This window comes from Lederbergia graminis (assembly GCF_042655485.1).
Taxonomy (GTDB): domain Bacteria; phylum Bacillota; class Bacilli; order Bacillales; family Bacillaceae_C; genus Lederbergia; species Lederbergia graminis.
Genome location: NZ_JBHSMC010000004.1, coordinates 37,145 through 53,162, shown reverse-complemented (window position 1 = coordinate 53,162; position 16,018 = coordinate 37,145). Strand labels below are relative to the sequence as shown.

14 protein-coding genes and 1 riboswitch are annotated in these 16,018 nt (G+C 36.1%); of the genes, 3 read left to right on the top strand and 11 right to left on the bottom strand.

Annotated elements, in window-relative coordinates:
- Nucleotides 1-102: 102 nt before the first annotated feature.
- The 3 genes from ACFPM4_RS06090 (at nt 103) to ACFPM4_RS06080 (ending at nt 2,216) form a co-directional block, all read left to right on the top strand.
- Entirely contained in the window at nt 103-1,422 is a 1,320-nt protein-coding gene (locus ACFPM4_RS06090) for a Na+/H+ antiporter family protein (protein WP_382349044.1), read from the top strand.
- A 101-nt stretch (nt 1,423-1,523) separates the two neighbouring features.
- Nucleotides 1,524-1,727 (top strand): hypothetical protein, encoded by a 204-nt coding sequence (locus ACFPM4_RS06085; protein ID WP_144927127.1) that lies wholly within the window; start codon nt 1,524-1,526, stop codon nt 1,725-1,727.
- A gap of 102 nt (nt 1,728-1,829) precedes the next feature.
- A complete protein-coding gene (locus tag ACFPM4_RS06080; RefSeq protein WP_144927130.1) occupies nt 1,830-2,216 on the top strand; it encodes a hotdog fold thioesterase in 387 nt (128 codons plus the stop codon).
- 131 nt (nt 2,217-2,347) lie between these two features.
- Here the strand turns inward: ACFPM4_RS06080 and metH are convergent, their stop codons facing one another.
- From metH to kapB, 11 genes are all read right to left on the bottom strand, one after another.
- Complete coding sequence (gene metH / locus ACFPM4_RS06075) at nt 2,348-5,785, bottom strand: methionine synthase (RefSeq protein ID WP_382349039.1); 3,438 nt, start codon at nt 5,783-5,785, stop codon at nt 2,348-2,350.
- Nucleotides 5,766-7,625: a bifunctional homocysteine S-methyltransferase/methylenetetrahydrofolate reductase gene (locus ACFPM4_RS06070; RefSeq protein WP_144927136.1), complete on the bottom strand. Its 1,860-nt coding sequence runs from the start codon at nt 7,623-7,625 to the stop codon at nt 5,766-5,768. Before ACFPM4_RS06070 ends, metH begins: the two co-directional genes overlap by 20 nt.
- A gap of 70 nt (nt 7,626-7,695) precedes the next feature.
- Nucleotides 7,696-7,799: riboswitch (SAM riboswitch) on the bottom strand.
- A 110-nt stretch (nt 7,800-7,909) separates the two neighbouring features.
- Nucleotides 7,910-8,266, bottom strand: a complete 357-nt coding sequence (gene mnhG / locus ACFPM4_RS06065) for a monovalent cation/H(+) antiporter subunit G (RefSeq protein WP_144927139.1) — start codon at nt 8,264-8,266, stop codon at nt 7,910-7,912.
- Nucleotides 8,250-8,513 (bottom strand): Na(+)/H(+) antiporter subunit F1, encoded by a 264-nt coding sequence (locus ACFPM4_RS06060; protein ID WP_382349093.1) that lies wholly within the window; start codon nt 8,511-8,513, stop codon nt 8,250-8,252. Before ACFPM4_RS06060 ends, mnhG begins: the two co-directional genes overlap by 17 nt.
- Before the next feature lie 20 nt (nt 8,514-8,533).
- Entirely contained in the window at nt 8,534-9,010 is a 477-nt protein-coding gene (locus tag ACFPM4_RS06055) for a Na+/H+ antiporter subunit E (RefSeq protein WP_144927209.1), read from the bottom strand.
- 24 nt (nt 9,011-9,034) lie between these two features.
- On the bottom strand, nt 9,035-10,513 hold the full coding sequence (locus ACFPM4_RS06050; protein ID WP_144927145.1) for a Na+/H+ antiporter subunit D: 1,479 nt from the start codon (nt 10,511-10,513) through the stop codon (nt 9,035-9,037).
- Entirely contained in the window at nt 10,506-10,847 is a 342-nt protein-coding gene (locus tag ACFPM4_RS06045; protein ID WP_144927148.1) for a Na(+)/H(+) antiporter subunit C, read from the bottom strand. Before ACFPM4_RS06045 ends, ACFPM4_RS06050 begins: the two co-directional genes overlap by 8 nt.
- Nucleotides 10,847-11,269: a Na(+)/H(+) antiporter subunit B gene (locus ACFPM4_RS06040; protein ID WP_144927151.1), complete on the bottom strand. Its 423-nt coding sequence runs from the start codon at nt 11,267-11,269 to the stop codon at nt 10,847-10,849. Before ACFPM4_RS06040 ends, ACFPM4_RS06045 begins: the two co-directional genes overlap by 1 nt.
- On the bottom strand, nt 11,266-13,671 hold the full coding sequence (locus tag ACFPM4_RS06035) for a Na+/H+ antiporter subunit A (protein WP_382349032.1): 2,406 nt from the start codon (nt 13,669-13,671) through the stop codon (nt 11,266-11,268). Before ACFPM4_RS06035 ends, ACFPM4_RS06040 begins: the two co-directional genes overlap by 4 nt.
- Before the next feature lie 208 nt (nt 13,672-13,879).
- Nucleotides 13,880-15,100 carry an MFS transporter gene (locus ACFPM4_RS06030; protein WP_382349090.1) on the bottom strand — a complete coding sequence of 407 codons (1,221 nt, stop codon included), beginning with the start codon at nt 15,098-15,100 and terminating at the stop codon, nt 13,880-13,882.
- Between the two features lie 426 nt (nt 15,101-15,526).
- On the bottom strand, nt 15,527-15,922 hold the full coding sequence (kapB, locus tag ACFPM4_RS06025; protein WP_382349029.1) for a kinase-associated lipoprotein KapB: 396 nt from the start codon (nt 15,920-15,922) through the stop codon (nt 15,527-15,529).
- Nucleotides 15,923-16,018: the final 96 nt, after the last annotated feature.

Here is a 16,018-nt window from a genome sequence, read left to right as displayed (position 1 = left end):
CCATTGACGAAAATAGGTAGAACAGGGTACACTAGTTCAGTGTTTTTAACACTCTACCAATTTAGTAAGGTAAAGTGTGTGCTGGAAAGGAGTTTTTACAAGATGAATGCAGTCGTTGTAGCTGTTCTGATTATGTTATTATTAAGTCTTTTACGTGTAAATGTCGTATTCGCACTTATTGCCGGAGCTTTTGTAGGAGGGTTATTTGGTGGGCTAAGTACAACAGAAGTTGTAGAAGCATTTTCATCCGGTGTTGGTGGAGGAGCGAAAATCGCTTTGAGTTATGCATTACTAGGTGGATTTGCAGTAGCAATTACATATACAGGTTTACCAAAATGGCTTGTTGAAAAACTGTTGAAAATTGTGAGTAATCAGGGAGATTCCCGTAGGAAAGCATTATCGAAGTCACTAATCATATTAATTATCTTAATCATTTCCTGTTTTTCTCAAAATGTTATACCAATACACATTGCGTTTATTCCTTTATTAATTCCGCCAATTTTATATATATTAAATGAGCTACAATTAGATCGTCGTTTAATTGCATGTGTGTTAACATTTGGATTAATAGCGCCGTACATTTTACTACCAGTCGGTTTTGGCCAACTCTTTCAACAGCTTCTAGTTGATAATATACAAGCGAGTGGTCTTAATATAAGTATGAATGATATTCCAAAATCCTTGCTAATTCCAGTAGGTGGAATGTTAATAGGGTTACTTTTCTCTATCTTTATTTCGTACCGGAAACCACGGAAGTATAAACAGGTTGAAATGAAGGTAAATGAGGAGGAAGAAGTAACATATTCTTATTCAAGAATTACATTTGCCATCCTTTCCATTATTGTGACAATGGTGATTCAAATCATAACGGATTCCATGATTTTTGGTGCGATGGCAGGAATAATTGTTATTTATATTAGTGGTTCAATTAAGTGGAGTGAAGCTGACCCACTATTGACAAAAGGAATGCAAATGATGGCATTCATTGGATTTGTCATGATAGCAGCATCTGGTTTTGCAGAAGTAATTGAGCAGACAGGGGATGTGGATACACTTGTTCATAGTGCAGCAAACATTATTGGAGATAATAAATCACTTGGTGCATTATTAATGCTCATTGTTGGCCTCCTTGTAACAATGGGAATTGGTTCATCCTTTTCAACGATTCCAATTATAGCGACAATCTTTGTACCATTAGCGCTAGAAATTGGATTTAGTCCACTTGCAACAATTAGTCTAGTTGGTACTGCTGCTGCGCTAGGGGATGCGGGATCACCTGCTTCTGATAGTACATTGGGACCGACATCTGGCTTAAATATGGATGGACAACATAATCATATATGGGATTCATGTATTCCAACTTTCTTACATTATAATATTCCACTAGTGATATTCGGTTGGATTGCAGCGATGGTATTATAAGAAATAATTCATTAAAATCTAGGATTGCCCATGCCATCTTCTCCTTCATTGCATAAACAGATAGAGAGATACTTTATATAAAGATGAAGGAGGTAATGATATTGCGTTATTATCGTGGTCCGGTAAGACAAGATGAAAGGTTCTTTTTCTTAGGTGCCCCGTTAATTGGTGGTTTTGTTGGTGGTTTACTAGGCAGTGCTTTAGTTAGACCACGTCCATTTGTGTACCCATATCCACCACCAGTTTATTATCCATATCCTTACGGAGGTCCAACACCATACGGGTATGGTCCATATAATTATTAAAATTGATATTAGGCTCTCTAATTTTTGGAGAGCTTTTTGTTTTTATTCCATAAATCACTATATAATTACATATATATAGGGATGAAACGGGGTGATTAATACATGGAGACTAAAAATACATTAATAGAAGCATTAGGAATAGAACTAATCGAGATAGGTCAAGGGAAAGTCATTGCTACCATGCCTGTAGATAATCGGACAAGACAGCCTGTCGGTTATTTACATGGAGGAGCTTCTGTAGCATTAGCAGAAACGGTTGCGAGTATCGGAGCTGCAGCATTAATCGATTTGGATAAAGAAATTTGCTTTGGTCTAGAGATAAATGCAAACCATATTCGCTCAAAACAAGAAGGTCTTGTGACAGCAGTAGCTGAAGTTCTACATCAAGGAAAATCAACGATGGTGTGGGATGTGAAAATCCGAGATGAAGAGGAACGGTTAATATGTGTTTCAAGGTGCACAGTAGCGATAGTTCCTAAAAAGAAATAATTTAAATTATATAAAGGCTATTGGAACAAAGAGTTTAAGGGGAAATAGAAAAAGTCGAACTTTTACTTGGATTATACAAGTTAGTTCGACTTTTGTATTTCTATATGTGAGCTCGAAAATCGCTCCTAGTCTTATAATACGTTAAAGTACCTAGCATCTGGATGTGCAAATACAATTGCAGACACAGATGCTTCAGGTTCCATCATAAATTCTTCTGTTAGTTGGACACCTATATCCTCTGGTTTTAGTAATTGGAATAGCTTTGCTTGGTCTTCTAGATTTGGACATGCAGGATATCCGAAGGAGAAGCGTTGTCCTTGATATTTAGCTGCAAATCGGTCACGCATTGTGAAATCTGTGGAATCTGGAAAACCCCATTGATCTCGTATTTCTTGATGTAATCTTTCTGCAAATGCCTCAGCGAGTTCAAGTGCAGTTGCTTGTAATGCATGACTCTCTAGGAATTTCCCTGCTGTTTTTAATTTTTCAGCTGCTTCACGAACTCCATGTCCTGCTGTTACCTGCATAAAGGCAACATAGTCCATTTCCCCACTATCAACTGATTTTAAGTAATCAGCCAAACAAAGAAACGGTGTTTTAGCTTGTCTAGGGAAGGTAAATCTCTCTATTTCTGTTTTTGAATCCGTAGGATCATAGATGATGACATCGTCGCCATCTGACTGAGCCGGGAAAAATTGATACATACCTGCTGGTTTTAAAGTATCTTCCGCTAAAAATCCAGTAACTAAATCATGAAGATCTAATGCACGCTCTTCGCCGTTTTCTAACATTTTTTCCACATTACCACGGAGTCCAAGGTGATGACCTATTAACGTACGCATATTAATATATGGATACAAATGTGATAAGGAATAGTTTCGTATTACATGTCGACGTAGATCAGATGGAATAAAAACTGGGACATTATCACGAACCGTTTTTACAGCTTTAACAGAAACATCCACATCCTTTATAGATGCTCGGTAAGCTTCTGATTCGATTCTCTTTAGTCGTTGTTCTTCCAACTCTTGTAGTAATAGAGCTTTTTCTTCATCATTTTGAAGCCTGTTTGCTATATCTAGCCCTTGCATTGCATCCTTCGCATAAATTACTGGTCCATCATATTCAGGAGCAATCTTTGTTTCTGTAAAACGGCGGGTAAGAGCAGCACCTCCGACTAAAATAGGTATATCGACACCTGCAGCTTTAAAGTCTTGTGCGGTTAATACCATTTGTTGGGCTGATTTCACAAGTAAACCTGAAAGACCAACCATATCTGGTTTTTCTTTTCGAATAACCTCAATTAATGTTGCAGGAGTTACCTTAATTCCAATATCAAGCACCTTATATCCATTATTACTTAAGATTATATCTACTAGGTTTTTTCCAATATCATGAACATCGCCTTTTACAGTGGCAAGTACAATCTTGCCTTTCCCTGAGTCATCCTCACTTTTTTCCATGAATTGTTCCAGAAAGGAGACAGATGCCTTCATAACTCCTGCACTTTGAAGAACTTCCGCAACAATTAATTGGTTATCGTTAAATAGTCTACCTACCTCAGCCATTCCATCCATCAATGGCCCATTTATAACATCTAATGGCGTGTCGTACATTTTTAATGCAGCTTCTAGATCTGGAATAAGTCCTTCTTTCGTCCCTTCGATAATATAATAAGCAAGTCGCTCTGGAACTGTTTTTGGTATATCATCTTCTGATTTTTCCTTTTTCTTATCACGGTAAAAATCTGTAAAGTCTGCAAGAGTTTGATCATTTGTATGGAATAAAAGATCATTTGCTAACTTTATTTCATTTTCAGGAATAGATGCATAGCGTTCTAATTTTTCCGTATTAACAATTGCATAATCAAGTCCTGCTTGCGTACAGTGATATAAATAGACTGCATTTAGTACTTCACGTCCAACTGGAGGGAGGCCAAAGGAAACATTACTTACTCCTAATGTTGTTAATGTACGTGGAAGTTTCTCTTTAATCAGCCTAATTCCTTCAATTGTTTCGATTGCGGATCCAATATATTGTTCATCACCTGTTCCAACTGGGAATACGAGGGGGTCAAAGATGATATCCTCCGGTTGTAGTCCCCATTTATGGACAAGTAGGTCGTAGGAGCGTTTGGCTATTTCTAGTTTCCGTTCACGTGTGACAGCCATTCCGGTTTCATCAATCGTTCCAACTACAACAGATGCACCATACTTTTTCACAAGGGGAAGGATGACATCAAAACGGTCCTCACCATCCTCTAAGTTAATAGAATTAATGATGGCTTTTCCTTGTGAAAATTTTAAAGCTGCCTCAATTACTTTTTCATCAGTAGAATCAATAACAAGAGGTACTTTTACCTTCTTAACGACTTCCTTCATAAAATTAACCATGTCTTCTAGCTCATCGCGATCTGGGTTGGCAAGGCAAATATCAATAACATGTGCTCCGCCTTTTACTTGTGCACGAGCAATTTCTGCAGCTTCTTCAAATTTACCTTCAATGATTAGTCGTTTGAATTTACGTGACCCAATAACATTTGTACGTTCACCAATTAATAATGGTCGCATCGATTCATCATAAAAGAGTGGTTCTATTCCAGAAACAGCATGCCCATGTGCCAATTCCGGTTTTTTTCTAGGTGCTTTATCATCAACAGCATCACGAATTGCACGTATATGGGCCGGTGTTGTACCACAGCAACCACCAACAATATTGAGCCAGCCTTTATCAGCAAAACCTGCTAATTTTTTTGATAAAGATTCAGGTGACTCATGATAATGTCCTTCCTCATCGGGAAGACCAGCGTTTGGATAACAGCTAACATAACTTGTCGCTAAATCAGATAGAGAACGCAAATGATCTGTCATAAATTCTGGTCCAGTAGCACAGTTTAGTCCGACAGATAGAGGTTTAATATGTTCAATGGAGATATAGAACGCCTCAATACTTTGGCCAGCAAGAGTTGTTCCCATTGGCTCGATTGTTCCGGAAATCATCACTGGGATTTCGAAACCAACTTCGTCAAAAGCCCGCTTTATCCCAAGTGTGCCAGCTTTCACATTAAGCATATCCTGGCTTGTCTCTAACAAGAGTAAGTCACAGCCACCCTCAATTAATGCTTTTGCTTGTACATAAAAGTCATCAGAAAGTTCTTCAAATGTTATTCCACCAGTCACAGACAACGTTTTTGTCGTTGGCCCCATAGCACCAGCTACAAAACGTGGCCAATCTGATGTGGAAAATTCCTTTGTACATTTTTTAGCCATTTCTGCTGCCCGGAAGTTAATCTCATATGCCTTATCTCCGAGATTGTATTCATTTAATACAATAGGAGTTCCACCGAAAGTATTAGTGGAGATAATATCGGCACCTGCTTCTAAATACTCCCGATGTATGTTGTAAACTACTTCGGGTTTTACTAGATTCAAGTATTCATTGCAACCTTCATATTCTTCTCCACCAAAATCATCCGCTGTTAAATTAGCATTTTGTAGCATCGTACCCATTGCACCATCGAAAATAAGTATTCGATTCTGAAGTTGTTGTTCAATTGATTGATTTGGCATAGGTATCTTCTCTCTCTTTCTTGTTATCGATTTGATGGATGTGCTGAACTAACTGTAAAGACATGTCATATCTTAGGAGTGGAGTTATAATATAAATACCATTAAATAAATCAGCAGCAGTATCAATTAGTTCTTTTGCAATTTGAACACCCTCTGCTGTCGCTTGTTCACGATTTTCTCCACATGCCCGCATACGCTCTAATACTTCATCTGATAGTTTTATTCCAGGTACCTCATTGTGTAAAAACTCGGCATTTCGTATGTTTGTAAGAGGCATAATACCAATGAAAATCGGTTCTGATAAATGTTTTGTTGCTTCATAGATATCAATAATTTTTTCCTTCGTATAAACAGGCTGTGTAATGAAATAATCAGCACCTTTGGCTATTTTCTTCTCTAGGCGTTGGACGGCACGGTGTAATTGGTGAACATTTGGATTAAAAGCAGCTGCGACAGAGAAATTAGCTTTCTTCCGCAATGGCTTTCCGGAAAATGAAATACCTTCATTCAGCTTTTTAATTAGTTGAAGTAAATCCATACTAGAAACATCATATACACTCGTAGCACCAGGGAAATCTCCTATTTTCGTTGGGTCACCAGTAACAGCGAGAATATCATGAATTCCAAGTGCATCCAGTCCCATTAAATGTGATTGTAGTCCAATTAAATTTCTATCTCTACACGTAATATGAGCAAGAGGACGAATGTTGTTTTCCATTTTTAAAATGGATCCCATTGCCATATTACTAATTCTCGGAGATGCCAAGGAGTTATCTGCCATTGTGATAGCATCAATTCCAGCTTCATTTAGCACTTTTGCTCCATCAATAAACTTAGTGGTGTCAAGGTGTCGAGGTGTATCTAGCTCCACAATTATAGTCCTTTTCTTTTTCGCCTTTTCATGGAGTGGTTCGTTTTTAGTTGGCTCAGCTTCTCGAATAACGATTGGTTTTTGTGGAGTGACAGTTTTCTTGTTTATTGGAGGAATTTCTCCAATTCGTTTTTTTACAGCGGCAATATGCTTTGGTGTAGTCCCACAACAACCACCGATTAAACGAACACCTTCATCACGTAGAAGGAGAGCGGCACGTCCAAAATAATCAGCTTCTGATTCAAAGACGACACGACCATCTTCTACATCAAGGAGACTTGCATTTGGAAATGCAGATAAAAATGCGTTTTTAGGTAATGTTACAGATTCAAATGCTTGGATGGTATGATATGGACCAAGTCGACAATTAACACCGACAACATCAGCACCTATCGATACAAGTTGGTGTAATGCTTCGTTTAGTGCTAGTCCATTTTGTAATACACCAGGATCATGCATAGAAACTTGAGCAATAATGGGGGTGTCTGTTAATTTTCGTAAATGAGTTACTACTGTGGATAGTTCTTCAAAATCATAATATGTTTCTAGTAAGAGTCCATCAGGATTACCTGCTAGGAGGTATTGTACTTGTTCATTTACAGATGTAATGATTTCTTCTAATGTTGCATCACTTTTGCGAATTCCACGTATGCCACCAATTGTTCCAAGGACATATTGTCCACCAGGTGCAGCTGCTTGTTTAGCAATGTTGATAGCGGCTTCGTTAATTGCTTTTACTTGGTTTTCTAAACCATGACGAGCTAGTTTAATAGCATTGGCACTATAACTATTTGTTTGAATAATATCAGCACCGGCTGAAATATACTCTTGATGAATTTTCTCTATTATTTCTGGTTTTGCAAGATTTAATTCTTCATAACAATAATCAATACCGTATGAGTATAGTAATGTTCCCATGGCTCCATCTGCGGTTAGTACATTAGATTTTAATTTTTCTAGTAAATTCATACATATTTTCTTCCTTTCGTTAAAAAAAAGCCTTCAAAAGAAGGCTTTACGAGTTTATGACATTCGTTCCTTCTCATCTTTCGAACCTAAAAAGTTCGCTGGATTTAGCACCTTGCCAGTAGGCTGGTTGCTGAAGCTTCATTGGGCCAGTCCCTCTGCTTCTCTTGATAAGAAAAGTAATTCAATTGTTAAATTATTAGAATAATCATAACGTTAGTAATATGATGATGTCAAGATGAATTTTTGTATTAAATTTACAAATGCAAGGTGATACATAAACAATTTTATTTGGATTTTATCTCTTTTGTCTTAACGTCTAAGTCGTCTTGTACACTACGCTTATGTAGTTTTACTCCTGAAAAGTAAGCAGCGCGTGCTATTAAATGACCTGATACAGGAGCAGTCAAAAAGATAAATACTATTCCCAATAAAATTCGTGGGTTTATTTCTCCGTCTGCAGAGTAAAAGTAAAGCAATGTTGCTCCTAATGTTACTAATACGCCTAGCGTTGTAGATTTGGATGCTGCATGGTTACGAGTGTATACATCAGGTAAACGCAAAACACCTACACTTGAAACAATGCTTAAAAATGTACCAATTAAAACTAGAACACATATTGTAATTTCAATCCCTGCGCTCATATTCAATAATATCCCCTTTCTGTAAGAACTTCGAAAATGAAACAGTTCCGATGAAAGAAAGGATACCAAATAAAATAATCACATCGAGAAACGCCTTTGTACTTAATAACATAGAAGCTAGTGCTGTAATTGCAGCCAAATTAATTCCCATTGCATCAAGTGCAACTACTCTATCAGGTGTAGTAGGTCCTTTTACGATACGTATTAATAAAAATAGGGATGATAGCGCAAATCCAAAAAGTGCGATTGTTAATACAGTTTCAAGCACTAGCGACTCACCTCCATAATGGTCTTCTCAAAAGTATTTCTAATACTTTTCACCGTATCTTCCACATCTTTAATATCCATTGCATGGATATAGAGTGTTTTTTTATCATTTGAAACGTTTATTACAAGTGTCCCTGGAGTTAAAGTTATTAAGTTTGCAAGCAGGGTGATTTCCCATTCTGCTGTAAGCTTTGTATCAAGAGCAAATATTCCAGGCTGAATGGTAAGTTTAGGACTTAATATATTTCTTAAAACTGCTAGGTTCGAATATATTAACTCACGTATAAAGATCAACAAGAGTTTTATTATAGCTAGTATCCGATAAAAATAAAATCGCGATGAAAAGAAGCGGCGCATAATAAATATAATCAATAATCCTAGAAGGTAGCCTACTGTAAATGTCGTTACAGAAATTGAATTTTGGAAAAACATCCAAATGGATGCTAGTAAAAAATTTAATAAAATTTGAAAAGCCACTTTTTGCATTCCTCCTTACTGTGGTTAATACAACACTGCGTCAATGTATTGTGAAGGATTAATTAGAACTTCTACAGCTTGCATGACATAAAAATTAACTGTTTCAGAAAACACACCGTACGAAACGGCAGAAATCATCAATATCACCACAGGAATGAGCAATTTCCCAACATGTATATCCTTGTTTGGTTTGCTTTTTGTTGTATCACCCCAGAAACTGTTGATAAATACTCTCATAAGAGAATAAAGAACAAACAGGCTAGATAACAAGATGATAAGTGCTCCAACTATATCGCCACTACCAAAGCCACCACTAGCAATTAATATTTTTCCAACAAATCCACTCAACGGTGGAATCCCCGCTAGGGAAAGTACAGCAAGGAAGAATACCCAACCTAGGAATGGATAATGTTTTATTAATCCACTATATTTTTCATACTTACTAGAACCAGTAATAGCAATGATGATACCTGCAAGTAAGAACAATGCTGCTTTAATAAGCATGTCATGTATTAAGTAGAAAACAGCACCACTTAAGCCATCACTATTCATTAATCCTATACCATACATAATTACACCAATGGCAATAATGATGTTATATATGATGATTTTCTTAATATCTTTGTATGCAATTGCTCCAATACAGCCTAATATCACTGTTGCTAGTGAAAAGACAATTAGAATCTCATGCGTAAATCCTTGATCGTGGTAGAAAATCAATGTGTAGGTTCTAAGTATTGAATAAACACCAACCTTAGTAAGTAATGCACCAAATATCGCCATTACTGGTGCAGGAGGTGCATAGTAAGAACCAGGTAACCAGAAGAATAAAGGGAAAATAGCTGCCTTTAGTCCAAAAACAATTAAAAATAACACTGCAATAACAGTAACAATTCCAGGCTGATTCACTTCAGCAATTCTTTCAGAAATATGGGCCATGTTTAAAGTACCGACGATAGAGTAGAGGTAACCAACAGCAATAACAAATAATGCAGAGGAGGTCACATTAACTAACAAATATTTTATCGTTTCTCTTAATTGAACTTTTGTACCACCAATAACAAGGAGTACATAAGAGGCCATTAGCATGACTTCAAAAAAGACAAATAGATTAAAAATATCACCAGTTGTAAAGGCACCATTTACACCAACTAGTAAAAATTGCACCATCGAGTAATAATAAAATTTCTCCCTTGCTTGTCCAATACCTTTAAAAGAATAAAGAATACAACACAATGCAATAAAAGAAGCTGTTGTAACAAGGAGTGCAGATAACATATCAGAGACGAGTGTTATTCCAAATGGAGCATCCCAATTACCAAGGTTTAATGTTTGAATACCATTTTTATCAACTTTATTAATCAATAGAAGGGAAGCAGTAATAGTCCCGATCATAGAAATTGTAGATATCCAGCGTTGAACAATAATTTTCTTTGAGAAAAAAATCAATATTGCCGCTGTAATTAGCGGAATTATGATTGGAAGAATTAATAAGTTAATCATTATTTTCAGTACCCCTCATCTCATCGACGTTATCTGTTTTTAGTTCTTGATACGTGCGGAAGGCAAGTACAAGGAAAAATGCGGTGACTCCAAAACTAATAACAATCGCGGTCAAAATTAGTGCTTGTGGTATCGGGTCCGTGTAACTCTCAGCATTTTCTCCAAGAAGTGGTACCGTTCCACGTTTCACACCTGCCATTGTTAGCAACAATAAGTGTGCCCCGTGACTTAAGAGTGATGTTCCAATAATAATCCTAAGTAAACTTTTTGAAAGCATTAAGTAAACGGCACAAGCAAATAATAGACCAATTAATACAGACATTAAAATCTCCATTAATCGCTCTCTCCAATCGTTTGTATAATGGTCATCGTTGTACCAACAACAACTAAATAAACCCCAATATCAAATAATACCGCTGTATGGAGCGATGTTTTTCCTAAAATGGGGAGATGAAAATAATCAAAAGCATGGGTAAGGAAGGGAACATTAAAGATTAATGCCCCAGCACCTGTTCCTATGGCAAATAATAATCCAATGGCAATCATCCATTTATAATCAATGGGAAGACTGTTTGCTACAGTCTTAATATCGAATGTTAGTAATAAAAGGATTATTGCTCCTGATGTTAGAAGGCCACCAACGAACCCACCACCTGGATAATAATGTCCAGCAAAGAAAATATGGAGTGAGAATAAAATGATAACAAATGTTACTACTTTTGTTGTTGTTTTTAATATGAGGTCATTTGTATTCATTTTTCATTCCTCCCATTAAGACGTAGTTTAATCATTCCAAATATACCTAGTGCAGCAATCCCTAATACGGCAATTTCAAACATCGTATCAAATCCACGGAAATCAACGAGAATGACATTCACCATATTACCACCACCAGCTTTATCTGCTGTATTTTCAATATAGTACTCTGATATGGATGAGAATAATTTAGTACTATGTGCTGATAATGCAACAAGGGTAACAATAACACCCACTGCGCCAGCAACAATTGCATTTGATAGCTTAAATTTTCTGTTCTCCACTCTTCTATTCATCCGTGGTAGTCGATAAAACACAAGTAAGAATAGTGCAACTGAAATTGTTTCAATTACGAGTTGTGTGAGCACTAGGTCAGGTGCTCTAAATAGAACGAAAATTAATGATACGGTATATCCTACAGCACCAAGCGCAATGATAGAAATTAATCGCGATTTTGCGATTAAAATGGTGAAAGAGGCTATCACAATAATCAATACGAGAACCACTTCATATAAGCCAATTGGCGCAAGATTAGAAGTATCTATCGTAAATGCATCTTTTTCAATTAGAGCAAAACACATGATACCAACAAATGAAATGAATATATAAATCATATAGCTTCTAATCGATCCGGTCATATATACATTTGTTAGTTTATTCGAAGCATTTTCCGTATTAACCAAACCTGTATTATACATGTGATTGAACGTAAAATTATTCGGAAACTTATCATACAACGTTCCCCATTTTGGTAACGTCTTGTACAAAATAATCCCTAGTATTACAACACCAATCGTCATGAACAATTCAGGTTTAAAACCATGCCAGAATGAGATATGCACGTCAAAATGATGTCCAGCTTCCACTAATCCAGGCATAATCGCTGCGGCTGCTGGCTCAATAATAGACTTGGACAAGAGGTTTGGAAAAAAGCCAAAAACGATAACGAGTGCTCCTAATATGATAGGTGATATGAGCATTCCAATTGGAGCTTCGTGAGGCTTTACTTCTAATTGTTCAGGCTTGAATTTTCCAGTAAATGTTCTGAAAAATAACATCATGCTGTAAACAAATGTAAATACACTTCCAATCCATGCGAAAACAGGGAAAATCATGCCCCATGTATCAAGATTGAATATATCTAAAGATAAAACATTAATCATGCCAGTGAAGAACATTTCTTTACTCAGGAAACCATTGAATGGTGGTAAACCTGCCATGGAAAATGTACCAATTAAAGCAATCGTTGCGGTTACTGGCATAATTTGAAACAGCCCACCCAACCTGCGAATATCTCTTGTGCCTGTTTCGTGATCGACTATTCCAGCCACCATAAACAAACTACCTTTAAATGTAGCATGGTTAATTAAATGGAATACTGCAGCAACCGTTGCAACCATATAAATGTTCTCGTCTAAGTGATCATAATGAAGAGCTGCTGCACCTATGCCAAGCAAAGACATGATGAGACCAAGTTGACTAATAGTGGAGTAGGCAAGAATCCCTTTTAAATCTATTTGCTTCACTGCATTGAAAGAACCCCATAGCATCGTTAATAATCCTATTCCACCGACTAACCAAATCCATAATCCTTCTTCGGCAAATACTGGACTCATTCTTGCTACTAAATAAATACCAGCTTTAACCATTGTTGCTGAATGCAGATAAGCACTTACTGGCGTAGGTGCTTCCATTGCATCTGGTAACCATATATGGAACGGGAATTGTGCGGATTTCGTAAAAGCACCTAGCAATACAAGAATTAGAGCTACAATAAAATATGGCTCCGTGCTTATATCTCCTGCCATTGCAATTATTTCGCGAACGCTAAATGATCCAGTCATTATATAAAGTAGTACGAATCCACCTAACATGGTTAGTCCACCAAATACAGTAATTAACATGGATTTTTGTGCACCATAACGTGAACCTTGTCTTTGATACCAATAGCCAATTAGTAAAAATGAAGAGAAGGAAGTAAGTTCCCAAAAAGTATATAAAACGATTAGGTTATCAGATAAAACAACACCTAACATAGCTCCCATAAACATGAGTAAATAAACATAAAAGTTTCCTAAACTTTCCTTTTCCTTAGACAAGTAATAAATGGAATACAGAACAACTAGTGTCCCTATTCCCGTGATTAATAGGGCAAATAAAAGACTTAGTCCATCTACATAAGCTGTGAAATTAATCCCTAAAGATGGAATCCAGTCGAAGGTGTCTTGAATACTACCATGATCTTTGACTTCGGGAATTCGTTGTAGGAAGTAAACAAATAATATTGCTGGTAGAAATAATACAAACCACCCTGTATGTATGCGGGGAAGATATTTATAAAATAAAGGTATAAATATAGCCAATAGAAGTGGGGCTATGATAGCTATATGTAATGGTGACAAGAAAACTCCTCCTTTTTCAATTTGTAACAAACAACATCAATAGTCTAACATGATTATAACGTAGTTTTTTATCTGTTCCATTATTATCTGCTTATATAATGATAACTATCACAAAGATAATAAATAGGAAGGAATAGATTATTGGAGAAGTAAATGTAATAATTTAGTCACAAATACAAAATAAAAAAACAGCCTCTAGAAATAAGATCTAGAGGCTGCTTTCATAATGTTGATTTACTTGTTCGGTACTATGGCGAAGACTCCACCATAATATTCCAATCGCACATATAAATAAACTACCTGTTACATAAAATACAGAAGAAATTCCTGCATGACCTGCAACAAATCCACCTAAGGCTGGACCAGTAACATTCCCTAAAAATCTGAAGCTTTGATTATAACCTAAGACTTCTCCCTGCATCTGAAGAGGAGCTTCCATTCGAATATAAGCAGTTATACATGGTAACATTCCACCAACAGCCATTCCATAAAGGAATCGTAATAGGACAAGTTGCCATAATTCTGTTACGAGTGCTTGTGGCACAATTAATATGGATGCGAGTATGAGTAAGATTAATAATACTTTTTCATATCCTATGGAGTCACCAAGTTTTCCCCATTGTCTCGTTAATAATAAATTACCAAAACCTGTGGCAGAAAAGGCAAGTCCAGATAGAAAAGCAACAGCAGTAGTTTTTGTTAAATCTTCTACATATAGAGCGAGTAGTGGTTGAATACTGAAGTTTCCAATTTGGACGATTAAAGCAACAATCATTACCATTACTAGTGCTTTGCGATTTATAATTTGTTTTAACACATCTTTTCGAGTATGCGATGCTTTTGCTTTATCTGTTTTCGATTGTTTTATTTCTTTTATTCCAAATAAAACAACAGTAGTGGCAAGTGCGACACAAATTGATGTAATGATGAATGTATATTCAAAACCAACAGCATCCGCCATGAATCCGCCAATTAGAGGACCGAATAGGCTTCCAGATACATTTCCAGTCTGTAATGTCCCCAGTACTTTTCCTGCTTCTACTTTACTAGTTTGTTTGGAGATTAATGCGATAGAAGTAGGGATAAAACCAGTAACTATCCCCATAAATAATCGAACAATAAATAGTCCAATTACACTGCTAGTAATACCCATTAAAAAGACGGATATAGCAATCCCAAATCCATTGATTAATAGGATCTTTTTAAACCCATATTTATCTCCAATTCTTCCCCAAAGAGGAGACATTAGAAAAGCACTCAGGAATGTTATTCCAAATATAAATCCAGCCCAACGTTGAATAAAATCATCACTAAAGTCCCCAAAAGTACCAATATATAACGAGATAAAAGGGATGATCATTGTCATACTGGCTGCTACAAGGAAGTTACATATCCACATGATGAGCAGATTGCGTTTCGCAATAGTAATTGAAAACACCTTCTTAATTTTTAGTGCAGCAAAGCATCATGAGCTTATACTAATTTGTTCATCATGATCTGCTGTCACATTGTTATTTAACACAAAAAGTATTTCGCCTTCCTAAATAATAGTATAAATTAATCACAAATAATTTCAACCTTATAGCTCGGATTAATTGCAGCTCATATGAATTTTTTTCGTTAATATAAAATTGTGAAAGAGACTGGGGCAAAGGAATATAGATAAAAAAATCGAACTATCATTTAATTTTAAGATAGTTCGATTTTTATCTTTTAGTGTAATGTAATTATCACGTAAGGATCAGATCTCTTTAGGAATTTATAATTAGAAGCGGATTGTATTTGTTAAGCAGGTATAGATATAGGATTTCCATACAGCTCGAATTGTATTGTAGATTCTCTTGTTATTGGAAAATTAATTAAATTGTATGTCGTACATTAATTCATATTCTTTTTTTACGGATTGTAGTGCTTCTAAACTGCGGATGTTGTATTGATTATCAGGGTCTTTTTCCAATGTTGTTTGCAATTTATTAACAGCTTCTTTTAAGGATTGTTTATAATTTGGCACTCCATCATTGTATGGTTTGACCATTTTTAATGGAATGTTTGTTTGTTCACGATATGCAAGTGCTTTGCGCTCATGAAAGAAAGGCACATCTGCTTGATTAGGGTTGTGTAAATCACCTTGTTTAGGGTGAATTAGAACAGCAAGAATTCGTACAGTGTATGTATCATCATTAATCGATGTAATTTCGCCAACGTATTTACCTGTATTTTTAAATCCAGTTACAATATCATTAATTTGCAATTTTAGTCTCCTCCTATTAATTTATTATCTTCTATTATGAAAGACTCCGATAGAAAAGTGAAGGAGGATGATTTTTTTTCTCAAATAATGTAAAGT